26 protein-coding genes and 2 pseudogenes are annotated in these 25,247 nt (G+C 53.8%); 6 read left to right on the top strand and 22 right to left on the bottom strand.

What is annotated here, in order from left to right:
• Positions 1 to 79 precede the first annotated feature (79 nt).
• A pseudogene (locus CV945_RS13210) lies at positions 80 to 763 on the bottom strand (AbrB family transcriptional regulator); the annotation flags it as partial.
• Positions 764 to 907: 144 nt separating this feature from the next.
• Positions 908 to 1,831 (bottom strand): cysteine synthase A, encoded by a 924-nt coding sequence (gene cysK / locus CV945_RS13205; protein ID WP_100659947.1) that lies wholly within the window; start codon positions 1,829 to 1,831, stop codon positions 908 to 910.
• Between the two features lie 221 nt (positions 1,832 to 2,052).
• Between cysK and CV945_RS13200 the strand changes: the two genes are divergently transcribed.
• The gene (locus CV945_RS13200; RefSeq protein ID WP_100659946.1) at positions 2,053 to 3,156 is read left to right on the top strand and encodes a histidine kinase N-terminal domain-containing protein; all 1,104 of its coding nucleotides are present in this window, start codon (positions 2,053 to 2,055) and stop codon (positions 3,154 to 3,156) included.
• A 46-nt stretch (positions 3,157 to 3,202) separates the two neighbouring features.
• Positions 3,203 to 3,556 carry a hypothetical protein gene (locus tag CV945_RS13195; RefSeq protein WP_033006776.1) on the top strand — a complete coding sequence of 118 codons (354 nt, stop codon included), beginning with the start codon at positions 3,203 to 3,205 and terminating at the stop codon, positions 3,554 to 3,556.
• An 18-nt stretch (positions 3,557 to 3,574) separates the two neighbouring features.
• On the opposite strand, the gene CV945_RS17310 is transcribed toward CV945_RS13195, so the two are convergent.
• Positions 3,575 to 3,715, bottom strand: coding sequence for a hypothetical protein (locus CV945_RS17310; protein ID WP_015374705.1), 141 nt, complete (start codon positions 3,713 to 3,715; stop codon positions 3,575 to 3,577).
• 74 nt (positions 3,716 to 3,789) lie between these two features.
• Positions 3,790 to 4,416, bottom strand: a pseudogene (locus CV945_RS17890) (electron transport protein); the annotation flags it as partial.
• A gap of 119 nt (positions 4,417 to 4,535) precedes the next feature.
• Between CV945_RS17890 and CV945_RS13185 the strand changes: the two are divergent.
• A complete protein-coding gene (locus tag CV945_RS13185) occupies positions 4,536 to 5,897 on the top strand; it encodes a S8 family peptidase (protein WP_100659945.1) in 1,362 nt (453 codons plus the stop codon).
• A gap of 177 nt (positions 5,898 to 6,074) precedes the next feature.
• Here the strand turns inward: CV945_RS13185 and CV945_RS13180 are convergent, their stop codons facing one another.
• From CV945_RS13180 to CV945_RS13165, 4 genes are all read right to left on the bottom strand, one after another.
• Positions 6,075 to 6,650: a YitT family protein gene (locus tag CV945_RS13180; RefSeq protein WP_100659944.1), complete on the bottom strand. Its 576-nt coding sequence runs from the start codon at positions 6,648 to 6,650 to the stop codon at positions 6,075 to 6,077.
• Positions 6,651 to 6,803: 153 nt separating this feature from the next.
• Positions 6,804 to 6,974 (bottom strand): twin-arginine translocase TatA/TatE family subunit, encoded by a 171-nt coding sequence (locus tag CV945_RS13175; protein WP_020959661.1) that lies wholly within the window; start codon positions 6,972 to 6,974, stop codon positions 6,804 to 6,806.
• 108 nt (positions 6,975 to 7,082) lie between these two features.
• The gene (locus CV945_RS13170) at positions 7,083 to 7,262 is read right to left on the bottom strand and encodes an H-type small acid-soluble spore protein (RefSeq protein WP_044743955.1); all 180 of its coding nucleotides are present in this window, start codon (positions 7,260 to 7,262) and stop codon (positions 7,083 to 7,085) included.
• Between the two features lie 3 nt (positions 7,263 to 7,265).
• The gene (locus CV945_RS13165; protein WP_232722148.1) at positions 7,266 to 7,427 is read right to left on the bottom strand and encodes a hypothetical protein; all 162 of its coding nucleotides are present in this window, start codon (positions 7,425 to 7,427) and stop codon (positions 7,266 to 7,268) included.
• 125 nt (positions 7,428 to 7,552) lie between these two features.
• Between CV945_RS13165 and CV945_RS13160 the strand changes: the two genes are divergently transcribed.
• The gene (locus tag CV945_RS13160; protein ID WP_033015367.1) at positions 7,553 to 8,548 is read left to right on the top strand and encodes an acyltransferase family protein; all 996 of its coding nucleotides are present in this window, start codon (positions 7,553 to 7,555) and stop codon (positions 8,546 to 8,548) included.
• A 56-nt stretch (positions 8,549 to 8,604) separates the two neighbouring features.
• Here CV945_RS13160 and thiE read toward each other — a convergent pair whose 3' ends face one another.
• The 14 genes from thiE to CV945_RS13090 form a co-directional block, all read right to left on the bottom strand.
• Positions 8,605 to 9,273, bottom strand: coding sequence for a thiamine phosphate synthase (gene thiE / locus CV945_RS13155; protein WP_033009275.1), 669 nt, complete (start codon positions 9,271 to 9,273; stop codon positions 8,605 to 8,607).
• Positions 9,274 to 9,278: 5 nt separating this feature from the next.
• Complete coding sequence (gene thiD / locus CV945_RS13150; protein ID WP_033009277.1) at positions 9,279 to 10,079, bottom strand: bifunctional hydroxymethylpyrimidine kinase/phosphomethylpyrimidine kinase; 801 nt, start codon at positions 10,077 to 10,079, stop codon at positions 9,279 to 9,281.
• A gap of 17 nt (positions 10,080 to 10,096) precedes the next feature.
• Positions 10,097 to 10,906 (bottom strand): hydroxyethylthiazole kinase, encoded by an 810-nt coding sequence (thiM, locus tag CV945_RS13145; RefSeq protein ID WP_047818275.1) that lies wholly within the window; start codon positions 10,904 to 10,906, stop codon positions 10,097 to 10,099.
• Between the two features lie 169 nt (positions 10,907 to 11,075).
• On the bottom strand, positions 11,076 to 12,098 hold the full coding sequence (locus tag CV945_RS13140; RefSeq protein ID WP_100659943.1) for a glycosyltransferase family 2 protein: 1,023 nt from the start codon (positions 12,096 to 12,098) through the stop codon (positions 11,076 to 11,078).
• Between the two features lies 1 nt (position 12,099).
• Positions 12,100 to 13,773, bottom strand: a complete 1,674-nt coding sequence (locus CV945_RS13135; protein ID WP_232722146.1) for a DUF6044 family protein — start codon at positions 13,771 to 13,773, stop codon at positions 12,100 to 12,102.
• 167 nt (positions 13,774 to 13,940) lie between these two features.
• The gene (locus CV945_RS13130; protein ID WP_033009286.1) at positions 13,941 to 14,921 is read right to left on the bottom strand and encodes a phosphotriesterase family protein; all 981 of its coding nucleotides are present in this window, start codon (positions 14,919 to 14,921) and stop codon (positions 13,941 to 13,943) included.
• Positions 14,921 to 16,603, bottom strand: coding sequence for a long-chain fatty acid--CoA ligase (locus CV945_RS13125; RefSeq protein WP_100659942.1), 1,683 nt, complete (start codon positions 16,601 to 16,603; stop codon positions 14,921 to 14,923). Before CV945_RS13125 ends, CV945_RS13130 begins: the two co-directional genes overlap by 1 nt.
• A 204-nt stretch (positions 16,604 to 16,807) precedes the next feature.
• The gene (locus CV945_RS13120) at positions 16,808 to 17,644 is read right to left on the bottom strand and encodes an HAD family hydrolase (protein WP_100659941.1); all 837 of its coding nucleotides are present in this window, start codon (positions 17,642 to 17,644) and stop codon (positions 16,808 to 16,810) included.
• Positions 17,645 to 17,798: 154 nt separating this feature from the next.
• A complete protein-coding gene (locus tag CV945_RS13115; protein ID WP_033009290.1) occupies positions 17,799 to 18,992 on the bottom strand; it encodes an NRAMP family divalent metal transporter in 1,194 nt (397 codons plus the stop codon).
• Positions 18,989 to 19,759 carry a 5-oxoprolinase subunit PxpA gene (locus tag CV945_RS13110; RefSeq protein ID WP_033009291.1) on the bottom strand — a complete coding sequence of 257 codons (771 nt, stop codon included), beginning with the start codon at positions 19,757 to 19,759 and terminating at the stop codon, positions 18,989 to 18,991. The genes CV945_RS13115 and CV945_RS13110 overlap by 4 nt, the downstream gene beginning before the upstream one ends.
• On the bottom strand, positions 19,746 to 20,726 hold the full coding sequence (locus CV945_RS13105) for a 5-oxoprolinase subunit C family protein (RefSeq protein WP_033009292.1): 981 nt from the start codon (positions 20,724 to 20,726) through the stop codon (positions 19,746 to 19,748). The genes CV945_RS13110 and CV945_RS13105 overlap by 14 nt, the downstream gene beginning before the upstream one ends.
• Positions 20,719 to 21,411 carry a 5-oxoprolinase subunit PxpB gene (gene pxpB / locus CV945_RS13100; protein WP_171698010.1) on the bottom strand — a complete coding sequence of 231 codons (693 nt, stop codon included), beginning with the start codon at positions 21,409 to 21,411 and terminating at the stop codon, positions 20,719 to 20,721. The genes CV945_RS13105 and pxpB overlap by 8 nt, the downstream gene beginning before the upstream one ends.
• On the bottom strand, positions 21,402 to 22,157 hold the full coding sequence (locus tag CV945_RS13095) for an IclR family transcriptional regulator (RefSeq protein ID WP_033017487.1): 756 nt from the start codon (positions 22,155 to 22,157) through the stop codon (positions 21,402 to 21,404). Before CV945_RS13095 ends, pxpB begins: the two co-directional genes overlap by 10 nt.
• A gap of 131 nt (positions 22,158 to 22,288) precedes the next feature.
• Positions 22,289 to 22,732 carry a GNAT family N-acetyltransferase gene (locus CV945_RS13090; protein ID WP_100659940.1) on the bottom strand — a complete coding sequence of 148 codons (444 nt, stop codon included), beginning with the start codon at positions 22,730 to 22,732 and terminating at the stop codon, positions 22,289 to 22,291.
• Between the two features lie 295 nt (positions 22,733 to 23,027).
• Here CV945_RS13090 and tnpA point away from each other — a divergent pair, with 295 nt between their 5' ends.
• Together tnpA and CV945_RS13080 are read left to right on the top strand one after the other, a co-directional pair.
• Positions 23,028 to 23,429: an IS200/IS605 family transposase gene (gene tnpA, locus CV945_RS13085; RefSeq protein ID WP_044743973.1), complete on the top strand. Its 402-nt coding sequence runs from the start codon at positions 23,028 to 23,030 to the stop codon at positions 23,427 to 23,429.
• An 18-nt stretch (positions 23,430 to 23,447) separates the two neighbouring features.
• On the top strand, positions 23,448 to 24,911 hold the full coding sequence (locus CV945_RS13080; protein WP_227412724.1) for a transposase: 1,464 nt from the start codon (positions 23,448 to 23,450) through the stop codon (positions 24,909 to 24,911).
• Positions 24,912 to 25,247: the final 336 nt, after the last annotated feature.

Here is a 25,247-nt window from a genome sequence, read left to right as displayed (position 1 = left end):
GGCCCCGACGAGCGTCGCGAACAAAAGTTCGCAACCCTCGTCGGGGATCATTTCGGAATGTCACCCACAAATATTTTACTCACACCTTTTGGATTGACGCAGACGGCATGACCCATCGTTCAATCGATCGAAACCAGCGGGCGGCAAACCATTTTTTCAGCACCGGCGGAACGACAAGCAAAATGAAAAAAATGCGGAACATTTGATAACTTGTCACAACAGCAAGATCGGCATGCGCTTCCCGCGCCAAAATCCCCATTTGATCCATACCCCCCGGCGCCAAAGCGATGAATGCTGTCAAATACGGCACGCCATGCAAAACCGTTAAGACAAATGCGGAAGCCATGGAAAACAAAATGAGCGCAAGGCCGGTGGCCATCGCGGCCAGCACCGCTCTTCCTTTTTCCGCGATGCGGGCCGGTTTCAGCATGACGCCTAGGTAAGCCCCCATCGCAATTTGCGCGATATCCAACAAAGGAGCAGGCAAAGGCGGCGCCGGCGCCCCGGCCATGACCAGAGCCGCTGTTCCGATGATCGGGCCGAGCAAATAGGCAGTCGGCAGTTTGATGCGTCTTCCGATGATCGCGCCGGCGACTGTGACGATCACATACAGCCAAACAAGACCAACGCTCCAATGCGCCTCTTGTCCGCTTTCTGCGCCCGTCCCTGCCTCAGCGCCGCCGGAAAAGAACGGGCTTAAGGCGATGAGGGGAACGAGAAATACAACGCCCATCAGGCGCATGACTTGAAAAAACGTGACAATCTCAAGAACGACCGGTCGGTTTTTTTGTTCTCCACACCGGCAAACGATCAAACAAAAGCATTCCTCTTTGTTTTGCAGAGAGGAATGCTTCACTTCCCAATGAAAGGCAAGAAATCCTCGTTTTTTTCGTCGATCGACGTCCGCTTAATCAGCGAATAAATCCGATGACAAGTACCGTTCGCCCGAATCAGGCGCCATGCAAAGGACGCGTGCGCCTTTCGGGAGCTGTTTTGCCACTTTGATGGCGTAATAAGCGCTCGCCGCCGCTGAGGCGCCGACCAAAATGCCTTCCTTGGCCGCCAGTTGGCGCGCCATTTGCTGGGCATCCTCATCTTTGATCAAAAAAATGTCATCGTAAATCGAGCGGTTTAAAATTTTCGGGATAAACCCCGGACCTGTGCCGGGAATTTTATGCGGCCCCGGCTTGCCGCCCGACAAGACGGGCGAGCCGTACGGTTCGACGACATAAATGCGCAAATTCGGAATCCGTTTTTTCAATTCTTCTCCCGTTCCCGTCACCGTTCCCCCGGTGCCGGCAGTGAGCACGAACGCATCGAGCCGTCCAGCGAACGCTTCGTAAATTTCCACCGCCGTCGTATGCCGATGTGCGTCCGGATTGGCCGGATTTTCAAACTGCATCGGGATGAAGCTATCCGGGATTTCGCGAGCGAGCCGATTCGCCTCGTCGATCGCTCCTTGCATCCGTTTCTCCGCCGGCGTCAAATAAACTTCTGCTCCGTACGCCTTTAAAATTTTCACCCGTTCGACTGTCGCGTTATCTGGCATCGTGATGATGCAGCGATAACCGCGGGCGGCGCATACCATCGCCAAACCGATGCCGGTATTGCCGGACGTCGGTTCAATGATCGTGCTTTCTCCCGGCGTAATTTTCCCTTCCGCCTCGGCGCGGCGAATCATTTCCCAAGCCGGTCGATCCTTGACGCTGCCGCCCGGATTGAACGATTCGAGTTTCATATATACATCCGCCCCGTTCGGGTCCGGAAGGCGCCGCAACTTCACGATCGGCGTGCCGCCAATTAGGTCTAAAATGGAGTCATACAGTTTCACAGCGTTCCCCAACCTTTTTGGAAGAGATTTCTGACTGCTTCATTATACATGATTTTGCCTTTTTTCTTCAAACGGTCTGCCTCGCCTCATGTGGACGGGCATTTCCTAGCTTTTTTGTAAAAGAAAACGAGTTTTATCGGACATATCGCGATTTTCCCTCTGTTCTAGTTCGATATTCCCCCTTATAATGATAATAAATGACGGAAAGCGAGGTGGCTTTGTTGGCATCTGCCGCACAGCAGCTTGTCACCCATTTGGAAACCCATTTGCCGGACTTCCTCGCCTATTGGCGGCAGCAAATGAAAATTGCCGACGATGACAAATACATCGATCATGTCGAACAAAACGGCTTGGCGGTGTTCACCTTGGTCAAAGAGGCGCTGCTGCAGTCGCGGCCCGACGAGATGGTTGAACGGCTGGCGAACAAAATCGCCAAAGAACGGGCGGAGATGAACGCCGGCATCGGCGCCCTTGTTTACAACGTAAACTTGGGACGGCGCCTGATCATCAACCATGCGTTGGCCGCACCGCTGTCCGTCGATGAGCTCGCCCCGCTCATTGACCATATGAACGAGTTGTTTGACCAGTTTTTGTTTCATGCGGTCACCAAATACAATGAGTTAAAAGAAAAGGAGCTGCATGAGAAAAATGCGCTCATTGCCAGATCGCATCAAGACCGGCTGACGCTGCTCGGACAAATGTCATCGAGTTTTGTCCATGAGTTTCGCAATCCGCTTACGGCTATTATTGGTTTTATTCAATTATTGAAGTTTGAGCATCCGCATCTTCCTTATTTAGACATTATCGACCATGAGTTGCAGCAGCTGAAATTTCGCATTTCGCAATTTTTGCATGCCTCACGCAAAGAAATTGTTGAAAGCGAAAAGGAAACGTTTTCGCTTTGCCAGCTGTTGGAGGAAATTATCGAGTTTTTATACGCCACGATCGTCGACAGCGATGTCGACCTTTCGGTGGCGATCGATGAATCCATACATATATTTGCCTATAAAGATCAGCTGCGCCAAGTGCTGGTAAATATTTTGCTCAACTCGATCGAAGCGTTGAAAGAGAGGGAAAAACCGCGGCGGATCAACATCGCCGCCCGTTGCCAAGACGGAAGCACCATCATCGAAATCGCCAACAACGGTCCGTCCATTCCGGCCGACATTGTGGAAACGATTTTCGAGCCGTTTTTTACGACGAAAAAACTCGGAACCGGCATCGGGTTGTACATTTGCAAAAAAGTGATTGAAGACCATGGCGGAGATATCCGCTGTTCATCCGATGAAGACATGACGACGTTTTCCATCCGCCTGCCCGCATAACAAAGGGCGAAAATGGGCATGCTGGATGTAAAAAAGGATGATGTCGATGACACCGTCATGGAAACATTTGCTGGAACAGACGGCAGCCGCCATTCGCGAATGGCTTCAGCGGGAAAACCATTCGTTTGCCGAGCTGGCGGAGCTGATCCGCCATCATCCGGACACCGTCCGGTCCGAGCGCACTTGGCTCGGTTTGACGTACCGCTTTTACTCGCTGACACTGGCGGATGCGGCGCTGAGGATGGAAACAAAAGTCGCCCACAACGGGAACGAGCGCATTTTATCGTTGTCTCTTCACGCTCCGCGGACCAAAGCAGCCGTGTATCGTTCTTATGACGAAGAGAGCGACTTGTCCGATGTCGTCACCACCCCTCCGCTCGCAGAAAAAACCGCACCGTAACCGAACCGGTGCGGTTTTTTAGCCTTTCATGCCCTGCAGCCATTCTTGGTAACATTCCGGACAAAGCGCTTCCTCGCGTTCTTCATCGTTCGCATGGAACGAGACGTAATGCACGTTGTCGTCGCACTCGCATTGGCAATAGAAACACGTTTCGTTCATCGATTGTCCCTCCTTGTCCGTTAGTGTGGACAATCCGAGGAACGTCATTGCAAGGAAAACATCCCCAAAAGCGATCAGCACGACGTGTGCGACAACAAATAGTCTAAGACGGCCTTTTGCTCTTCCTTCGTAAACCCGGCTTGCCGGTCGATCCAATATCGATGCCCCTCTCCTGTCACATGCACCGCCTTTAAAGCAGGATCGGCGCGGCATTCGTGGCCATGACGCGCTCGCGCTACGTCCGGTCAATGAGCGCCCACAGACTGTTGCGCGCATCAAGGGCGATGCCTTTTTGAACGTGCTCGAAAGCCCGAACTCGCCTTCGGCCCAACCGCCACGCCACCATCGTGCAAGTATGGAGCGCTCCAAGCGAGCCCGATCAGGCTCGGCACTTTATACCCTCCCGGTGAATCTCCATGAGCAAAGGAGAGCCGGATTTGTTCTCGGTCTAACTGATCGGTTGGCACTTTCAACACTTTCGCCCCTTTTGGAATCCGCACCGGCGTGTCAGGAGCGTACAACACCGGCTCTCCAAACACTTTTTCTGTTTTCTTCAGCGCTTTCGCCCGCGACGGCTCGGTGCCCACTACATCAGCAGCGATGACTCGGTTGTTCGTCAAATACGCCCCGGCATGGCAGCGGATGCAACCGGCGCGGACAAACACCTCTCTTCCTCTCGCCGCCCGCTCCTCGCTGCATCTGTATGCAATCGGTCGGCCGCTGAAGAAGAAAATGGGATTTCACCATGGCAAAAGGTGAATCCCATTTTTCATGATTTGTCCGTCAATCGCCCATCCTAACAACAAAGGAGGTGAACAGCGTGAAACGCCGATACCGAATATGGGCCGCGGCCAGCGCGGTTGTTGCTCTACTCGTTGCCGCAGCCGTCTTGGGGCGACCGGCTCCAGAAGAAAACGCCCCGGCTCCACCGCGGCTGAAGCCGTTTGACGCCGAGGTCGCACCCACCCATCCAACCGTTGTCGCCTTAGACAGCTTAAGCGCAGGCGAGCAGCTGAAACAGCAGTTGAACAAGCACCCGCGCATTCGGGAAATCCTCCATAATCGCCGCGGTGACCGAAGCCATTATTTCGCCAATGAGATCGTGGTCCACTTTCGGGCATTGCCATCGGAAAGCCGTCTTCAACAAATGGAGGCAGCCATCGCCGGCCAGTTCATCAAGCAGGTCGACCACGTGTTTGTATTCCGCTCGCGCGAGCAAACGTATGAGGAAATGCGCCGCTATTTCCGCACCCTCCCAACAGTCGAGTATTGCGAGCCGAACTACATTTATATGCAAAACGACCTTTCCCGGCCGGTCGAGACGCCGAACGATTCGTTTTACGCCCGCTACCAATGGAATTTGCCGGCCATTCATACCGAAGCCGGCTGGACGTTGTCGCGCGGCAAACAAACCGTGCCTGTCGCCATCATTGACAGCGGGGTCGATTTGACCCATCCCGATTTAATCCGCCGCCTTGGTCCCGGATACAACGTATTGGCCGACGACCGCTCTCCGAATGACGAAAATGGCCATGGCACCCATGTCGCTGGCATTATCGCCTCACAGCCGAACAACGACGAAGGAGTCGCCGGCATAACATGGTTCAACCCGATCATGGCCGTCAAAGCATTAAATGCGGACGGCTATGGAACGAGCATCGACGTGGCGAAAGGCATCCGCTGGGCGGTCGACCACGGGGCAAAGGTCATCAATTTAAGCCTTGGCAACTACCAACCGTCCTCGGTGCTTGAAGAGGCGATCCGCTACGCCGACGCCCATGATGTCGTGCTTGTCGCCGCTTCCGGCAACGACAGCACATCACAGCCGAGCTTTCCGGCCGCGTATCCAGAAGTGATCAGTGTTGGCGCTGTCAATCCGGATCTTTCCTATGCACTTTATTCCAACTACGGCGACTATGTGGATGTCGTCGCGCCTGGAACGAACATTGCCAGCACGTTTACCGGCCACCGGTACGCCGCCCTTTCCGGCACGTCGATGGCCGCGCCGCACGTCACCGCACTCGCCGCTTTGATCCGCTCCGTCAACCCGCGGCTTTCGAATGATGAAGTGCGCGACATTATTCTCGAAAGCGCTGATGACTTAGGCGAGAGAGGAAAAGATCCGTATTATGGCTACGGACTTATCAACGTCTATCGTGCCCTCGAGCTGGCGAAACCGTGAACAAGCGCCCGCCTTCCATCTGGAACAGCCTGCATGCCGCCCGTTGCAACGGAATGACGCCATCTCAACGAAGCGTTGCAGGCTCGAACGCTCAAGTTCCATAACCGCCTCCCTTTCCGTCTTGATCATGACAGCGGACAGGCGGGGAATGGCCATGAAAAAACGGTGGGGACTGGATTACACCCCCATCGTTTTTTCGTGCGTCAACATCGTTGTCACCGCCCCGACAACCGTGACGACGACAAGCGAATGAACAAAGGGCACGGAGTCGATGATCAAGCTTCCAGCTGAAATGATGCACGCATCAATCACAAAAATAACGATCCCAACGTTCCAGTTCGTCAGCCGCGCGATAAACTGGGCGAGCAAGTCGGTGCCGCCCGTGCTTGTCTCCTCACGCAGCATCAACCCGATGCCTGCACCAACCAAGATTCCGCCGATCATGGCACTCCACAATGGATCGAGCGCCACCACGCCGCGCAACACCGACAATACGTCAATCATCCAAGAGGAAAACAAAAGACCGTGCAAACTGTTGTAAAAAAACGGGCGGTAGTAAAACCAAGCCGCCACGTAAAGCGGAACGCTTAAGACGATCATCGTCAATCCGGCTTGCACGTTCCAGACATATTTGGCGATCAATCCGAGCCCGATCATTCCCCCATCAAGCAAATGGTGAGGAACTAAAAAGACGTTGATGCCAACGCCAAGCAACAGGCTGCCGACGATCACCGCCGCCATTTTTTTGATCATCATGACTCCCCTCCGCCACCGGCTGATTGCAACGAACGAACGCACCTCCGTATATGTATATGGCGCTTGTCAGCAGAGCTTGTCTTTTTTTTGCGGCGAGAGAACAATGGCCGACAAAGCAAAAAATAAGAGGCTAGGCTCTCGCCCAACCTCTTATTTTTGCGCTTTTGTCGCCTCGTCGTCGTCAATGATGCCCTTTGTCGCGTTTTTGAATTCACGCAGCGTTTTTCCAGCCGCTTGCCCTAACTCCGGCAGCTTTTTCGGCCCGAAAATGAGCAATGCGAAAAAGACGATGAGCGCAATTTCTCCAAACCCGATGTTCATATTGCTCACTCCAATGTTCAAGCGTCATTTCTTTCGTTATTATATCATATTCGAACAAGGAGTGTCATCGGCTTTCCCTTGACAAAACAACGACAACTTGCCCGGCGCCTACAGCTCTTCAAGCAGGCGCACCGGTACGTCTTGCTCGCGTTCCGGCTCATCAGCAAAATAAATGCGCGCCATTTCCCGCCCTTCATCGACGTGCTGAATGATCACCCGTTTTCCTTCATACGTCACCGGGACGATCTCTCCGGCCTCGGCGATCCGTTTCGCCCGCAGCAACTCCATTTCTTATTCGCCTCCTTTTGCACTGTCTTCCGCCTGCGCCCGCAAGCTTTTCCAAAACAATTCATCGTTGCAGACGATGGCGTTCAATTCCCCTTCGTCCCCTTTGGCGTTGATGATTTGCAATAACTGCGTCATATCGTCCGTTTCGCGGCGGTCGTTTTTCACCCAATCATCACCTTTCTTTGTCAAACTGTTGCATGGACAGCCGCTTTCCGGCATGTTTCTGCGGTTGACTCCCCCAAAAAGAAGAAGTATGATTCGAATTGATGTGTTAGAAAGGAGGAAACACTGTGAAGGAGCGGGACTATTATTTTGACAACGCGAAGTGTGCGTTGATGCTCCTTGTCGTGTTTGGCCACTTTCTGCGCCCGTACATTGACGGCGTCTTATGGGTGCACAGCTTGTATACGTGGATTTTCTTTTTCCATATGCCGGCGTTCATTTTCATTTCCGGCTATTTCGCCAAAAAGTTCTATGAACACGGCTACTTGCAAAAAATTACGAAAAAGCTGCTCATTCCGTACGTTCTGTTCCAGCTGCTGTACTCGGTCTACTACTTCTTCCTGTACGACAAACAGTCGTTGGAACTTGACTTGTTGACCCCGCATTGGAGCCTATGGTTTTTGCTCAGCCTGTTCAGCTGGAACGTGCTGCTGTTATGGTTCGGCCGGCTGCCGAAGCGGATCGCGCTGCCGATGGCGCTTCTTCTCGGCTTGGCCGGCGGGATGATGGAAGCGGAAAAATGGCTGAGCTTGTCAAGAACGCTCACGTTTTTCCCGTTCTTTTTGCTCGGGTTTTTCACGCCAAAGCCGGCGATCGAGCGCCTGTTTGCCGCACCGGTGCGCGTCGCTTCGCTGTTTGTGCTGACTGGCATGTTTGTGCTCATTCATTTCGGGTTTCCAGACTTGCCGCAAGACTGGTTGTACGGCTCAAAGTCATACGATACGCTCGGCGTGTCGGAGCCGGCCGGCGCGGCGGGCCGCCTTGCCATTTATGGGGCGAGCCTGCTCATGATGTTTGGCTTTCTGTCGCTCATCCCGAGCCGGCGCTTCTCGTTTTCCGTGCTTGGGGCGCGCACGTTTTACATCTATATCTTGCACGGGTTTATTTTAAAATATTTGCACGAAACGCCGTTTACGGATTTTATTATGGATGTGCACGGCTATCCGCTTCTGCTCGCGCTGTCGGTCGCCGTTATGCTCGTTCTCGGCAGCCGGCCGGTCGTCCGGCTCGTGCGGCCGCTGCTTGAATGGCGGTGGCCGAGGTGGCGGCAGACGGCTTCTTAAGACGCAAAAAGGGTGTCCTGCGAACAGGACACCCTTTTGTCTTGTCTGTTTGATGGTCACCGTTTCACACGGGCAGCCCGCACCGCCTCCAATAAACGAGAAGCGGCGGCTTTAGGCGACGGAGATGACGCGATGGCGCTGATGACCGACACCCCGTCCGCTCCGGCCTCCATCACCTCTCTTGCATTGTCAGCCGTAATGCCGCCGATGGCGACAATCGGAATCGTAATCCCCGCTTCGCGGAGGCGGCGAAGAATATCGGGGCCTTGCGCTTCGTTCGCATCATCCTTTGAGCGGGTTGGATAAATTGGGCCGACGCCGATGTAATCAGCCCCTGCCGCCATCGCCGCCATCGCTTCTTCGACGTTGTGGGCGGAAACGCCTAAAATTTTATCACCGATTTTCTCCCGCACGCGCCGCGCGTCTTCATCATCTTGGCCGACGTGGACACCGTCGGCATCGATGGCCATAGCCAGCTCGACGTCATCGTTGACGATAAACGGCACGCCATAAGTGCGGCAAAGACGCTGCAATCTTTGGGCGAGCGCCGCTTTGTCTTCCCCTTTGAAAGCGCCCGGTCCTTTTTCGCGAAATTGAAACAGCGTCACGCCGCCGTCAAGCGCTTCCTCGAGCACCTGCTCCGCCGGCTTCTCACTGTTTGGGGTTCCCATAATAAAGTACACCGCCAACCGCTCTTTCATTTCTTCGCTTGTGATGCGCGCCACCCGTCTCACTCCCCATATTGCCGATACGCCCAATGGTTCGTCGGCCCGTGGCCTTGGCCGATGCCGAGCGGATGGGCAATCGCCGATTGTACAAACGCCTTCGCCGTTGCCACAGCATCAGCGGGGTGGCGCCCTTTCGCCAGTTCAGCCGCAATCGCCGCCGCGAACGTACAACCGGTCCCGTGCGTATGGCGCGTGTCGATCCGCTTGCTTTTAAAATACGAAAATCCGTCTCCATTATACAGCAAATCGACCGTTTCCTCGCCGTCGTCATCATGGCCGCCTTTAATCACGACGTAGCGGGCGCCCATCCGGTGCAGACGGCGCGCCGCTTCGCGGCGGTCATCCATCGTGCGGATGGCCGTGCCGGTCAGCGCTTCCGCTTCCGGAATGTTCGGCGTAATGACAAGCGCCAGCGGCAACAGTTCTTCTTTCAGCGCCGCCACCGCCTCTTCTTGCAGCAACGGGGCGCCGCCTTTCGCGATCATCACCGGATCGACGACAAGCCGCTCCCAGCCGTGTTTTTTCACCTGTTCAGCCACCGTGCGGATGATATCGGCGCTAAAAAGCATGCCGGTTTTCACCGCATCGGCGCCTAAATCAGCGGCCACCGATTCGATCTGGGCGGCGACCGCCTCCGCCGACAGCGGAAAGACGCCTTGCACGCCAAGCGTATTTTGCGCCGTCACCGCTGTGATCGCTGACATGCCAAACACGCCAAGCTCTTGAAACGTTTTGAGATCCGCTTGAATGCCGGCGCCGCCGCCGCTGTCCGAACCAGCAATCGTCAACGCTTTGAATACCATGTGGCTCCCCTCTCCTTTTACCGTTGTTCGACCTGTCCGTCACGCTTCACATCATCGGCGCTTGTGTGCGCCAACGCGTCTAGAAACAACGACTGAAAACGGCCCGGACTGCGCTCCCCAGCTTCTGCAGCCGCCCGCTCCGCCGCGACGCCATAATAGGCGAGCGCCGCCACCGCTGCCTTCACCATATCACGCTCAACAGCGGCAAACGCCCCAATCACCGACGTCAACAAACAGCCCGTCCCGGTCACTTTCGTCAACAGCGGGTGGCCGTTGTGAACCAAATACGTCGTGTTTCCGTCCGTGACGACATCGTCCTTTCCGGTGATGATCACAACGGTGCCAAGCTTGGCCGCCGCCCGCTTCGCCAAAGCCGCGGCATCGCCGCTTCCTTCCCCGGCGTCGACGCCTTTAATCGCCCACATCTCGCCGATCATATTGGCGATTTCCGCCGCATTGCCGCGGACCGCTGCAAGCTTCACCTGTTCGGCGATGCGGCGCGCCGTCTCCGTTCGATAGCGCGTGGCCCCGGCTCCGACCGGGTCGAACACCACCGGCACACCGGCTTCGTTCGCCGCCCGGCCGGCGATCAACATCGCCTCTACTTCCTCAGCGTTCAGCGTCCCGATGTTCAATACGAGCGCGCCGGCAAGCTTCGCCATCTCTGCCACTTCCTCTTTCGCATACGCCATCACCGGCGAAGCGCCAAGCGCCAGCAATCCGTTCGCCGTAAAATTCGTCACGACGACATTCGTCATATTGTGGACGAGCGGATTGGCCTCTCTCACCCGCTCGCGCAGTTCCGCCCATTCACGCCAATCGGCCATCGCTTACCCTCCCCTTTCTCGACAAACAGCCTTTGCCAGCCGGCGAAAGACCGCCTTCTCTGCATCCCCCGCCAATCCACCATATCATTCCCATCCATCAGTCTACTCTTTCTTTTTTAGAATTGCAAGACAAAGAAAAACGGCGCGCTTGTGCACGCCTGCCGTTTCCTTATGGCTGCAGCCGCTTCGCCGCTTCCGCCTCCTCGGACGAAGCCGATGGCGACAGCCGCTGCGGCAGTGGCCAGTTCCATAAATCCAAATCGACGATGTAGCGCGGCCGCCGTTTCGTTTCCTTATAAATTTTTCCAACGTATTCCCCGATCAGCCCAAGGGCGATGAGCTGCAGCCCCCCTAGCAGCCAAATCGAGGTAATGAGCGACGTCCATCCCGTCTCGGTATGTCCAGCCCACTTTAAAAAGAGAAAATAGGCGCCGAAGATGAGGCTGACGACAAACGAGAGAAAGCCGATGAGCGAAATAAAGCGAATCGGGGTGACGCTAAACGATGTGACCCCGTCGAGCGCAAAAGCGATCATTTTTTTTAACGGGTATTTTGTTTTTCCGGCCAGCCGTTCTTTCCGGTCGTAATAGACGGCCGCCGAGCGAAAACCTAGAAGCGGAACGATGCCGCGCAAAAACAAGTTCACTTCCCCGAACTGTTCGAGCGCCTCGACCGCGCGCCGGCTCATCAGACGGTAGTCGGCATGGTTATACACGAGATCAACGCCAAACATCTTCATTAACCGATAAAATCCTTGGGCGGTATGGCGTTTAAACCACGTATCCGTATCGCGACGCCGGCGCACGCCGTAAACGATGTCATACCCTTCGCGAAACTTTTGCACAAATTCGCGAATGGCCGACAAATCATCTTGCAAATCGGCATCGATCGAAATCAAGCAGTCGGCGTGTGTTTTTGCCGCAAACAGACCGGCCAGCAACGCGTTTTGATGCCCAGCGTTGCGCGCCAGTTTCAGCCCTTTCACTTCCGGATGGCGCAAGCTCGCCTTGTAAATGATTTTCCATGTATCGTCATGGCTTCCGTCATCCACGAACAAGAGCGCACTTTTGGGCGAAATCATTTTTTCCTCAACAAGTTCGCCGCGCAGCGCCTGCAAGCGGCGGATCGTCTCTGGGAGCACCTCTTCTTCGTTGTAACACGGCACGACGATGGCTACTACCGGTTCGGACATCTCACGTTCCCCCTTTCCATGCGACCTTGTATAAGTAAATCGTCCAAGCAGATTCGTCCGAGCGAAACACACGCTCAAGATGCAACGCGTTGTCGCTTGCGTTTTCAATCGGCAACGCCGAGAAAATATAACGCCCGCCCATGGCGTAAAACGCTTTTGTGTTCAATTCAAGATGGCGGATCGTCCGCTTCGACGTTTTCTTGAACATATAATGTTTGCCGAGTTCGTCGACAAAAAGGTAGCAGCGCCCGCCCCATTCGTCAAAATACTCGCGCAGCTTTTTGTTTTTTTCCAGCTCCTTGGCGATAATGCGGCGGAACCGGTGTTTGTATTCCAACGGGTAAAAGTTGTTGTACGTATCAAGCGTGTAAAAACCGTTGTACTGGGCGATCGCCGGGTGGATGCCGATGCTGGCGACGCGGTATGTATGGACGGGACGGCCGATATACTCGCGGATGGCGGCAAATTGCTTCTCAGCGTAAAATTCGCGAAATGACGGCTTGTTGCGGTAGACGATTTCCTCATTGTGCAAGACAAGCACCAACAGCTGCAAAGCGATCGCCGCCGCGCTGACCGCCCGCCACCGCCGTCCTTCCTGCCAAATAATTTTCAGCGCCATCGCAAACAAAACGTAAATGACCATCGGCCGCAAAAAATGATAGCGGGCGAAATTGAACTTATCGAGCAAATCAAACCGTTCCGTGAGCGGCAGCCATCCTTTGTAAAACCAAAATGCATACCATGTCGACAACGCGAAGTTCAATACGTGCAGCACAAGAAACGGCATTTCCTGCCGCCAGCGCTTCCGCTTCCACACGAAGTACAAGGCGATGAGCGTCACCGGCAAAATGACGAACCCGTGCACCGTCATCACATGAGTATGGCCGAGCACATAGTTTTTGAACGTCAGACGGATCACCCGCCAAAGCGGCAGGCGGGCGTGGAAATATTCGTCTCGGCTTGTCGGTTCATCGGAAAACAAGAGCGAATGGACAAGCCGGTAGTCGACCGCCAAATAGAGCACCGTCATATAGACGATGGCCGCCAAAAACCGCCAATTCCAACCCTTGCCGCGGATGACATCAATGAGCCACCAAATCCCAAGCGCGCTTAGGAAAAAGAAAAAGCCAAGCACAAAGCTCGAGTAAAGCGGCAAGAGCGTCAACACCGCCCAATTCACCCATGAACGCTCCCCGCCCCGAATGTTTAAAAACGCCCAAAGCGCAAGCGGCATGCCGAGCGTGCTCAACATCCCCGACGGCCAAAACGGCGTCAAGGCAAACGTCAACGAAGCGCCGATGCGGATCCATCCCCAGCGTCCGGCCGGCAGCACATGCTTTTTCAGCAGAAGATACATGCCGACAAACGCGAACACGCGGGTGATGGCTTGGCTGAGCCCATAGGCGTAAATGGACGGAAACAAAGCGTGAAGCCAGACGATGCCGCTGAACTCCGTCCCGAACGCGTTGCGCGGCAATCCGTTAATGATTTGCGGGATGATTCCGTCAACCGGTCCAAACAGTTCGCCGCTTCGGGTGAGCACTTTATACCAGGCAATGTTGGAATCCAAATTGTCATGGACGCGCATATGCGCATCTTCACCGAGTACAAAGTACGGCGACACATATAAGGCGATGGCCAGCAGTGAGAAGAACAGAAGTCGTTTTTCTGTCACCAGCGCCTCTCTCCCTCCTTTCGCCCGGCTGATGTCTTTCCTTATTGTTCAACAAATGAGGAAAATTATTCATAATGATGGCAAAAAACGGACGGCAAACGAAAAACCGCTGTCGGCCGGGCAAAGCCGGCTGGCAGCGGTTTTGAATTCGGCGCTTCACGGCCCTGTCAGGCGGAAAATAAGGCGGCTGGATTGCGCACAAACAGCTGCGCAAACACCTCGTCGCCGATCCCTTCCTTTCTCAGCGCCGGAATCACATTGACAAACAAGTGCTCGACATGCCAATTTTTCATCATTTCTGCAAACGGCTCAGGCAGTTCAAACGGGCGGCCGAGCCAAAGGTTGACCGTATCATGCGAAAGCATAATCCGGTCTGCGTATCCGTCGCGAAGCAGGGCAAGAAGCGTGCGAATCCGTTCCTCATCCGTTGGAGCGCCGACCATCCCTTGAATGCCGAAGCGGTCAAAGGCGATGTAAACACCGTACTCAAGCGTCCGGCGATGGTAGTCCGGGTCGGTGTTGCCGCACATATGGCCGATGACGATTTTGTCCGGGTCGGCGCCGTGCTCAAGCAAATAGGCGGCTTGTTCCGGCCCCATCGTCCCTTCTTGCGTATGGGTGATGATGACCGCGCCCGTCTCTTTTTGCGCGCGGGCGGCGGCGCGGAAGAACATCTTTTCGTACTCGGTGATGCGGCCTTTGCTTGAGGCGAGCTTGATAACGCCGGCTTTGATTCCGGTGTCGGCAATGCCTTCGGTCAGCTCGGTCATAAACATGTCGTAAATATCATCTTCCGCCGTCCCGAGCAACCGGCGGAATTGGAAGTACGGCGGCGCTCCTTCTCCTTCATAATAGTAGCCGGTCGCACAAATGATGTTCAGCCCTGTTTCTTCGGCAACGCGCCGCAAAAACGCCGGGTTGCGCCCGCAGTCGTTCGGCGTCGGATCGACAACCGTTTGAATGCCGTGCCGCTTCATCTTTTCCGCCGCCTCGACTGCGACGCGAAGCGCCTCGTCTTCACGGAACGTGCCGCGCGTCACATCGCCTTGAAACCCTGGATAACCGAAGAGGAAATGCTCGTGGATGAGCGTTTTGCCAAGCTGTTCCACCGGCACCGGCCCGCATACCGTTTCTACCATCTCCGCCATCAGTTGTTCACCCCTTTCCCCGCTTTTTCATACTCCTCTTCCTGCAGTTTCCGCCAAAGCAGCTTGCCGCTTGACGTCATCGGCAGCGATGAGCGGAATTCAACGAGGCGCGGATATTTGTACGCCGCCATTTGCGTCTTGGACCATTCAATGATCTCTTCTTCCGTTACTTTGCCGACATACTCGTCATGAAGGACGATAAACGCCTTCACCGTTTCGCCGCGGCGCGGATCCGGCACGCCGACGACGCACGCCTGCTGAACAGCCGGATGTTTGTACAAAAGCGACTCGACTTCAGTCGGCCATACTTTATAGCCGGAAGCGTTGATCATCCGTTTGACGCGGTCGACGATGAAAAAGTATCCTTCCTCATCCATCCGCCCGATGTCGCCGGTGCGGAAAAACCGTTTGCCGTCGAGCTCGATGAACGCTTCTTCCGTTTCTTTTTCACGCCGGTAATAGCCGCGGAACACTTGCGGACCACAAACGACGATTTCCCCGACTTCGCCGACGCCAAGCTCCCGCCCCGTCGCCGGGTCAATGATGCGCGCGTCGACGTCAAACGACGGAACGCCGAGACATTGCAATTTCGGCCGGTCCGGCGGGTTGAAGTGCGTTTGCGAAATCGTCTCGGACAACCCGTAGCCTTCAAAGTAGCGGACGCCGGTAAGCTGAAACAATTTTTCCCCGACCGCCTCCGGCAGCGCCGCTCCGCCGCCGGAAATGCTCGCAAGCGATGAAATATCGTATCGACCGAGCGCCGGGTTGGCCAAAAAGTCAATCAGCATCGTGCTGATGTTCACCCAATGGGTGCAGCGGTGCAATTCAATCAGCCGGGCCGCCGCGTCCCGATCCCAGCGCGTCATCAACACCATGGCGGCGCCGGCGAAAATCGGCGTATGCATGCTATGGACCATCCCGGTGACATGGAAAAACGGCAATGTCGCCAAGGCGACGGAATCGCTCGTCACGTTGCCCCAATAATAGGCGCCGACGATGTTGGCGTTCACCGTCCGGTGCGGGTGGATGCAGCCTTTTGGCACCCCGGTCGTCCCGGATGTGTATGGCAAGACGGCGATGTCATCAACATGGCCGTTGTATGGAAGCGGCGGCAATTGGGCGCCGAGGCAGTCCGCCCATAAAAGAATGCGCTCATCCCCAATGGCCCGCCGCGGCGCCGCCACTTCAGCCGGCAACGACACCGGGGAATCATCGGACGCATAATCGGAATACGCGGCGACGATAAGATGTTCAAGCGGTGTCCGGCCGAGAAGCGGCGTCGCTTTGTCCAGCAGCTCTTGGCCAACGAGGCCGACTTTCGTCTCACAATCGTTCACATAAAAGGAAAGCTCATCTGAGGTGTTCATCGGGTTGATCGGCACGACAATGGCTTCAGCGCGCAAAATGGCATAGTAGGAGATGACAAACTGCGGAGAGTTTTGCATGTACAACAACACACGGTCGCCCGGTTGGACGGACAGCTTTCGCTGGAGATAGCCGGCGAGCGCGTTGACGTCATCAAGCAGCTGCTTGTACGAATATGCTGCGCCGTAATAGTAAATCGCTGTTTTGTTCGGATAGCGCTTCGCTGTCGTTTCCAAATGGTCGACAAGCGTCGTCTCCGGCACGGTCAACGTTTTCGAAAGCCGTTTCGGCCAATACGGGTAATGTCTCGTATTCATCCAACCGTTCCCCCCTCTTTTTGTCTGCTTTGCAAATCGGCAGCCACCGCCCAAAAGAAAGCGGTTGCAATAACATCCATATGCCCAAGCCTTTCAATTCATACCGTTGATTGTCTGGCTAGCATGTACACTTTTCATTGTACATGCTTCCACCTTTTATGTCAATAATATTCTGAATAGTTTAGACAAAATGGTATGCGCCGCCTACAGCAGGCGGCGCAGCACCGGCACACACGCTGACGTGGAGGCGACGATGACGTCGGCATCACCCGGCTTCGCCAAACCGTACGCGTCAATCAACATCGTTCGGCAGCCGAGCCGGCGGGCCGGCGCGATGTCATTGCCGATGTTGTCGCCGACGCAGAGCATTTGCTTGTACTCAACCCCAAAGCGCGCCCGAATCGCTTCCAAATGGGCAACCGTTTTAACCGGCTTAGCGGCTTGGAAAATTTTATAATGGAATACATCCGCCAGCCCCAGCTTTCGCAAAATCGCTTCACTGTCCGGCTCCGGGCTGTTCGTCATCAACACGAGCGCCGCTTTTTCACGCAGCTGGGCAAGCGTCTCAGCCAGCCCCGGCGCTCCATTCATCTGGAATTCCGTCCCCATCATCCATTCGCGCGTCTCCAAAAACGCCGCATATGTATCCGCATTGGCCAATCCGTAATGGCGGCCAATCGAGCTCGGCACCCACCAAAGGTCGCCGATGCTGAAAAACCGATCCAAATCGATCGCCACCGGCCTAGGGTAGGCCGCTTTGACGTCGGCTGCCGGCAACAGCTCGCCGCTCCAACGGCGCACTTCGCGAACATCTCCTTCTTCAAGCTGCAAAATCAAATCTTCCTTTGTATCGTACACCGTGCCGATGCGAAGCGGATGGCGCCCGGCCAGCACCGCCCGGTAGTCGTCCCAAAACCGCGGCCGGTCCGCTGTCTTCAGCCGCTTAGCCACCTGTTCGGCGTAATAGTCAAAATGCTCTGTTTCCTCGTACAGCGTTCCATCGAGATCAAACACGATGACCTTAATAGTTGCCTCGTCCATTGTTCGGTTTGTCTCCTTTCCCCACCGCTATGGCCTTGGTGCACTGGGCCATAAAGACCGCAATGCCGCTTCCGTGAACCCGTTTCTATATTACAAAAGGACGGCGGAGAAATGCAAATGTTGGAAACGGACAAAAGGCATCACAGTTTTCATTTCATTGAAACAGCTGCGGCAGCTGCTGTGCGGCTGTATACACGCCCATATATGCCATCAAGGCGACGACAATAGCGCCAAACGCGGTGAGCCAAAGCGGATGGCGATAGTCGCCGACGATGTCCCGCCTATAGGCGGCGACAAGCATCACCCCAAGCGACAGCGGGAGAATGAGCCCGTTTAGCGTTCCGGCTAAAATTAACGTTTTCACCGGGCGGCCGATCGAGATAAACACGACCGTTGAGATGAAGATAAACAACACAATGATCCAGCGATGGAACCGGTCCAAAACAGGATGGAACGTGCGGATGAACGACACCGATGTGTAGGCCGAGCCGACCACCGACGTAATGGCGGCCGCCCACATAACGATGCCGAACAGGCGGTAGCCGATTTCGCCAGCGGCGAGCCGGAACACCGAAGCTGGCGGATTGGTTTGGTCAAGTGTCAATCCTTGGGCAACGACGCCGAACGCGGCCAAAAACAGCAAAATGCGCATGAGCGAGGCGACACCGATCGCCGAAACCGCACTTTTCGTCACTTCCGTCAAACTGTCTTTCCCTTTGATGCCGGCATCAAGCAGCCGATGACCGCCGGCAAACGTAATATACCCGCCGACTGTTCCACCAACGAGCGTCACAATGGCCAAAAAGTCGATTTTTTCGGGAACGACCGCCCGAACGGCCGCCTCACCAAGCGGCGGCTTGGCTGTAAACACAACATAGAGCGTCAGCGCGATCATGACAAGCCCAAGCAGTTGGGCAAAACGGTCCATCGCCTTGCCGGCTTCGCGGATGAGAAAAATGGCGATGGCGATGATGGCGCTCACGATCGCCCCGGTCTTTGGAGACATGCCGAACAGCACGTTGAACCCAAGCCCGGCACCGCCAATGTTGCCAATGTTAAAGGCAAGCCCGCCAAGGAGCACAAACGCCGCCAACACATAGCCGAGACCGGGCAGCACGGCGTTGGCGATATCTTGCGCCCGCCGCTCGGAAACGGCGATAATGCGCCAAATGTTCGCTTGGGCGCCGATATCAAGCAAAATGGAAAGCAAAATGACAAACCCGAAGCTAGCCGCCAGTTGAGCGGTAAATACGGTCGTTTGCGTCAAAAATCCCGGGCCGATGGCGGATGTGGCCATTAAAAAGACAGCCCCAATGAGTACGCTTAATCTGCCTTCTTTCCTGTTCATCGTCTCTCCTCCTGCCGCATCGCCTCAATGGCGACGCCTTCCTTTTGCAGCGTTTCACGCAGCCGTTTGGCAAACCGCACCGCCTGCTCATTGTCGCCGTGCAGGCAGACAGTGTCGGCTTCAATCGACACGTCTGTCCCTTGCACCGAGCGGACGCGCCGGTCACGGATCATCGTGAGCACTTGCTTGACCGCTTCGTCTTCATCGGCAATGACAGCCTGCGGGTCGCTCCTTGGTGTGAGCGAACCGTCTGCCTGGTAGGTGCGATCAGCGAACACTTCACTCGCCGTCCGCAAGCCGTATGCTTGTCCGGCGCGGATGAGCTCGCTCCCCGACAAACCATACAAGACAAGCGACGGGTCGACATCGCGCACCGCTTTGGCGATCGCTTCGGCCAACGCCGCGTCTTTCGCCGCCATATTGTACAAGGCGCCGTGCGGCTTCACATGCGTCATCACGCCGCCTTCCGCCTTGACAAAGGCTGCAAGTGCGCCGATCTGGTAAACAACGTACGCATACACTTCTTCGGGCGAAACCGCCATCGCCCGCCGCCCAAATCCGAGCAAATCAGGAAGACCGGGGTGGGCGCCGATGGCAACGCCATGCTGGATGGCGAGCTGCACCGTCCGCCGCATGACGAGCGGATCGCCGGCGTGAAACCCGCAGGCAATATTGACGGAAGTGACATACGACAAGATCTCTTCCTGCCCAATCCGGTACACGCCAAAACTTTCACCAAAATCACAGTTCAAATCAATCGTTTTCACTATTCTCCCCCCATTGGCGGCGAATGGCGGCAATCCACCGATCCAGCCGCCGCTGTTGTTCGATATAAAGCTGCACCGCTTCCTCAGGCGCGATCGGTCGAAACTGGATACGGTCGCCGGGACGCGCCTGCGCCAACAAAGGCAAATCGACCGCTGCCACTTGGGCGATGCGCGGGTAGCCGCCCGTCGTCTGGCTGTCGGCCATCAACACGATCGGTTGGCCGGACGATGGCACTTGCACAGTGCCGAAGACGACCGCTTCCGAGACCATTTCCCGCTCGCGCACAAGCGCCAACGTTGGGCCGGAAAGCCGATAGCCGATCCGGTCGGATTGGGGCGTCACCTCATAGAAGGCGGCAAACAACTGAGTGCGGCTGTCCGGCGTAAACTCGCCATACTCCGGGCCGGGGACAGCGCGCACCGTTTTCGTTTTTCCGCCGATATAACGGCTGGCCAACCGGGAGAGCCCCCAATGCAGCGGCTTTGAAGGGAAAATGAGAGCGGCCGTCCCAATCTTCAACACATCCCCGCGCCGCAACGGCCGGCCCGATACACCTCCAAGCTGCGCCGGGACGTACGTTGAACGGCTGCCCATCACAGGCGAAACATCAATGCCACCTGCTACGGCCATATACGCTCTCCATCCCACTCGACATGCCCCGATTTCCAACACATCGCCCGGCTTGACGGCCGCCGGCTTCCAAAGCGCCAACGGCTGCCCGTTCAGCGCGCATGAGAACTCGCCGCCGCATATGGCGATCACCGTTTCGGCGTGAAACCGAATCGTCGGCCCGGCCATCGTCGCCTCGAGCACCGCCTCATCGCCATGGTTGCCGACAAGCGCATTGGCAAGGCGGTACGCCCACGCGTCCATCGCCCCGCCCACCGGCACCCCGGCATGCCGGTAGCCGAAACGCCCGCTGTCTTGAACGGTCGTAAAAAATCCGCCCTCCATGACTTCAATCATGTTCATCTCTCCAACGTGCAAATTCATCGGCGCCAATCGGCCGAAATTCAACAATGTCACCGGCGGAAAGCAAGCTCGGCTCCTTCCGGTGCGGGTCAAATACGCGGAGCGGCGTCCGGCCGATCAGCTGCCAGCCGCCCGGCGTCGCCAGCGGATAGACGCCCGTCTGCCCGCCGGCGATGCCGACCGAACCGGCGGGCACTTTTGTGCGCGGCACCGCCCGCCTCGGTGTGGACAAACGCGGCGACAAGCCCCCCAAATACGCAAACCCGGGCGAAAACCCGATCATATAGACACGGTAGCGGCCGGCCGAATGAAGCGTAACCACCTCATCTTCCGATATCCCGTGAAAGCGGGCGACCTCTGGTAAGTCCGGCCCAAATTCACCGCCATAGCAGACAGGAATAACAACCGTTCGCGCCAAAGGCCGGTCCGTCTGTCCAGACGACTCGACCTTTTCGCGCAGCCACCGGCATACGTCCGCATAACCAATCGCCAGCGGGTCGTAATACACGGTAAGCGATGAAAACGCCGGCACAATTTCGTTGACCCCTTCTTTTCGTTCTCTCTTTAGGCGAACCGCTGTCTCATGAACGATATCATTTACGGTCTCATCGATATAATCGGCAAACCGGACGGTCACTGCATATTCACATAACGGAAACAGCGTATAGTTCATTTCCATCCCTTTCCTTGAAAACCAAGTTCACGTGAAATCTCCATCGCCGCCTGCCGAAGCAACGGAACGATGCGCGCCACATCATCCGGCAAAAAACGCTGTTCCGGGCCGGCGACACTCAGCCCGGCGATGGCCGCGCCTTCATGGTTAAAAATCGGCACAGCCACAGCCGCCGAATAGTTTTCCAGCTCAGAATAGCTGACCGTATAGCCCCGTTTCCGATCTTCTTCCAACTGCCGACGCAACGCCTGCTTGTCCGTTACGGTATTTTTGGCGATTTTGACAAGTTTTGTTCGTTCCAAATAGCGTGCTTGCTCTTTTTCGTCCATAAAGGCCAGCAAAGCGCGCGGGCACGCGCCGGCGTACAGCGGCGCGCGCCGGCCGACTTTCGTATAGACGCGCACCGGCTCAGACGTCTCGACTTTTTCAATATAGAGCGCCTCATCACCGTCGCGGATGACAAGATTCACCGCTTCGTTCGTCGCTTCTTTCAGCCGCTCCATCACCGGCAGCGCCACCCGACGAATATCGAGCCGCTCGGCAACGAGCGACCCAAACGTCAACAATGCCAAACCGAGTTCATAGTGATCGCCCCGCTTTTGCAAAAAGCCAAGCGCGACAAGCGACTGCGCCATCCGGTATACCGATGTTTTCGGCATCTGAAGCCGTTCGACCATCTCTGGCAAAGTCAACCGTTCGCAGTCGAGAAACAAATCAAGCAGTTCTTTTGTTTTTAAGACCGTTTTATTCATCATTGTCCCTCTGTTCCGAATATCAGAATATTAATTCCAAAATACGAGTTATATATTTTTTATTATAATGAAAAGTGGAACAACTTTCTACCACAAAATGAAAAGCGCCCGCTGAACGGACGCCGTCGGATTCAAATCGATAAGCGTTTCAAAAACACATAACTCACTTTTTGATATTCCATTTTTTCCTCATAGAAGCGATGGGCGTCAACCCGCTGCAGGCCGGACGACAGCGAGACAATCCCGTAGCCGTGCTCCCTCGCCCACTCGTGCACATAGGACAACAACGCTTTTCCATACCCTTTCGAACGTTCGGCTGATGTCGTGACCAAATCGCAAACCCAAATAAAACGGCCGTTATAGAGCGTGATCATCGGCATGAATCCGACAACCGCAACCATTTTGTCCTGATCATATAACGCCACAAGCTTATACCCTTCTTGTTCTTGCGCTTCTCGCACGAGCGCCGTGTAGGTTTCCTCATCCAAATGGGTGCGCAGCTCACGCATCACCGGAAAGGCGCTTCTCACTTCTTCCTCCGTTTCAAGCCAAACGAATCGCAGCACGATTCCCATCTCCCTTCTTCTATTTCTACATTCATGATATCAATATTTATCTAAAAATGGAACTGCCTCCTTTCCGCAACGTTGATCATCGTTTCGAAAGAAGACTCTCGCTTCAAACGCGTAAAGGTCGCAGCCCAGCGATCAGCGGAAGCTGAATGTCGGCTGATAAACCAATAATTACAGGATGCGTTTCGTGAAAGCCCACGACTTTAGTCGTTGGGATGAAACGAAACAAAAAATATTAGATAATTGACTCCTATCTAATATTTTGTATAATAAATATTAGATAGGAGGTGTTTATCTAATGTCTAATGATAAGTATACTCATAAAAATGGAATTGTTTATTTAAATCAATATCATGTTATATTTTGTCCAAAATATAGACGTAAAGTATTAGTTGGAGATATTGAAAAAGATTTAAAAGAGATTTTGTATGAAGTAGCGAAAGAAAATGATGTTGAAATTAAAGCGTTAGAAATTATGCCAGATCATGTTCATATGTTTATTTCTTTTGATCCACGACAGCATATCCATAAATTAATACAAGCATTTAAAGGAAAAAGTAGTCGAATACTAAGAGAAAAATATCCTTCGTTAAAAAGCAGACTACCGTCGCTATGGACACGAAGTTATTTTTGTTGCACAATTGGTCATATTTCAGAAGAAGCGGTTAAACAGTACATCGAAAACCAAAAGAACGTATAAAGGAATATAAAGGAAGTGGTGTCATTGGCGAAAACAAAAACCAAAAGCTACGTGCTGACGTTGAAACTCAAAACAGAATTATGGCAAGCGCACATATTAGAGAAACGTTTTGAAATTGGCAGAAAAATATACAACGCTTGTTTGGGCGAATTGCTGAAACGGTATAAAAAACTACAACACGATAAGCAGTATCGTCATCTAATCCAACAACCAAAATCAAAAGAAAGAAACAACTTGCTAAATGAGTTATATCGGCAGTACGGAATCAATGAATACGCTATGCACGATTTTGTTAAGCCAATGCAACACCATTTCAAGAAACACATCGACTCACACACCGCACAAAAAATCGCTACGAGAGCATGTATGGCAATGGAAAAACTAATCTTTGGCAATGCCAAAAAAGTGTCTTTTAAAAAATACAACGATATGGATTCATTAGAAGGAAAAACAAATAGCACAGGCATCCGTTTCAAAAACAAACATTTGCTTTGGAATGGTTTATCTATTCCTGTTATAATTCGCTCAAACGATATATATGCACATACGGCTCTACAAGACCGTATAAAATATTGTCGCATCGTTCGTAGACGGATTAGGGGGAAAATCAAGTATTTTCTCCAACTCACCCTTGAAGGTGTGCCGCCAAAGAAAATAAACCGTCAAACAGGAGAAGTAAAACATCCAATAGGGCAAGGCGATGTTGGCATCGACATAGGAACACAAACCATCGCTATTTGTTCAATGAATAATGTCAAGTTGTTCGTTCTTGCGCCGAGCATCGAAAACATAGAAAAGCAAAAGCGAGTTCTTCAACGAAAATTGGATCGTCAAAGACGGGCGAATAATCCACACAAATACAATGAAGATGGAACAATAAAAAAAGACAACAAGGAAAAATGGGTTTGGAGTAAAAATTATCTAAAAACTCGTCAACAACTAGCCGAGTTGCAAAGAAAGATGGCTGAAAAACGTAAACAAGATCATCAACGGCTTGCTAATTGGATCATCACATTAGGCCATCATATCCAAGTAGAAAAAATGAATTTCAGAGCACTTCAAGCAAAGGCAAAAGAAACAAAAGTCGATGCCAACGGAAAATACAAAAAGAAAAAACGATTTGGGAAAAGCATTGCGAATCGTGCGCCAAGTTTGTTTTTGAACATACTAAATCAAAAACTGCAATATGAAGGCTATTCCCTTCAATACATCGACACATTTAGCGTCAAGGCAAGTCAATACGACCATCAAAACGATGAGTACAACAAGAAAACACTTTCTCAACGATGGCATGAAGTAGACGGACACAAAGTACAACGAGATTTATACAGCGCATTTTTAATCATGAACGTGAAAAACAATCGAAAAGAAATAGATAGGAACAAATGTTTAGAGAGATGGGATCAATTTATTCGACTGCATGATGAAGAAATCAAACGACTTCGTCTTCAGCCATATGTCGTAAGTAGCATGGGAATTTAAATGATAAAAAGCGTCTTGAATCGGGCGCACAGGGCGATAAGCACCAGTAAGGTGTTTGCCCATGAAAGTCTTGTGGAAGTAGAGTCAGTATCCATGCGAAGGTATGGAAGAAGCTCTATAGTACACAAGAACCCCGTGGCTTTAGCCATCGGGAGGTTCAGAGCCGCAGGCGCAAATACGGCTTCAGCGTTGAAAATGGGATCGAGAATTCGCGAATGCCGGCGGTGTAAGGGGCTATTTCATCCTATTTCGCGCAGGAGACTCCCACTTCAACGACCAAAGGGAGTAAGTGGGAGAGGAATGCGCGTTCCCCTTTTCTTTTGTGTATGATAGAAT

This window comes from Geobacillus sp. Manikaran-105 (assembly GCF_002809955.1).
Lineage (GTDB): Bacteria > Bacillota > Bacilli > Bacillales > Anoxybacillaceae > Geobacillus > Geobacillus thermophilus.
Note: the sequence above shows the minus strand (reverse complement) of the source record. Positions and strands in the feature narration are given on the sequence as shown.

Bases quoted from the DNA above. Each gene is read 5' to 3' on its own strand.
- CV945_RS13195 (WP_033006776.1), top strand. From the start codon at position 3,203: ATGACACCGTCATGGAAACATTTGCTGGAACAGACGGCAGCCGCCATT.
- CV945_RS17310 (WP_015374705.1), bottom strand. From the start codon at position 3,715: ATGAACGAAACGTGTTTCTATTGCCAATGCGAGTGCGACGACAACGTG.
- CV945_RS13175 (WP_020959661.1), bottom strand. From the start codon at position 6,974: ATGAACATCGGGTTTGGAGAAATTGCGCTCATCGTCTTTTTCGCATTG.
- CV945_RS13090 (WP_100659940.1), bottom strand. From the start codon at position 22,732: ATGGGAATCGTGCTGCGATTCGTTTGGCTTGAAACGGAGGAAGAAGTG.
- CV945_RS13125 (WP_100659942.1), bottom strand. From the start codon at position 16,603: ATGAATACGAGACATTACCCGTATTGGCCGAAACGGCTTTCGAAAACG.
- CV945_RS13180 (WP_100659944.1), bottom strand. From the start codon at position 6,650: ATGATCAAAAAAATGGCGGCGGTGATCGTCGGCAGCCTGTTGCTTGGC.
- CV945_RS13130 (WP_033009286.1), bottom strand. From the start codon at position 14,921: ATGGCGGAGATGGTAGAAACGGTATGCGGGCCGGTGCCGGTGGAACAG.
- CV945_RS13140 (WP_100659943.1), bottom strand. From the start codon at position 12,098: ATGTCCGAACCGGTAGTAGCCATCGTCGTGCCGTGTTACAACGAAGAA.
- CV945_RS13095 (WP_033017487.1), bottom strand. From the start codon at position 22,157: ATGAATAAAACGGTCTTAAAAACAAAAGAACTGCTTGATTTGTTTCTC.
- CV945_RS13105 (WP_033009292.1), bottom strand. From the start codon at position 20,726: ATGATTGAAGTCATGGAGGGCGGATTTTTTACGACCGTTCAAGACAGC.
- CV945_RS13170 (WP_044743955.1), bottom strand. From the start codon at position 7,262: ATGGAGTTGCTGCGGGCGAAACGGATCGCCGAGGCCGGAGAGATCGTC.
- tnpA (WP_044743973.1), top strand. From the start codon at position 23,028: ATGTCTAATGATAAGTATACTCATAAAAATGGAATTGTTTATTTAAAT.
- pxpB (WP_171698010.1), bottom strand. From the start codon at position 21,411: ATGGAAATGAACTATACGCTGTTTCCGTTATGTGAATATGCAGTGACC.
- thiM (WP_047818275.1), bottom strand. From the start codon at position 10,906: ATGGCCGATTGGCGTGAATGGGCGGAACTGCGCGAGCGGGTGAGAGAG.
- CV945_RS13120 (WP_100659941.1), bottom strand. From the start codon at position 17,644: ATGGACGAGGCAACTATTAAGGTCATCGTGTTTGATCTCGATGGAACG.
- CV945_RS13115 (WP_033009290.1), bottom strand. From the start codon at position 18,992: ATGAACAGGAAAGAAGGCAGATTAAGCGTACTCATTGGGGCTGTCTTT.
- thiD (WP_033009277.1), bottom strand. From the start codon at position 10,079: ATGGTATTCAAAGCGTTGACGATTGCTGGTTCGGACAGCGGCGGCGGC.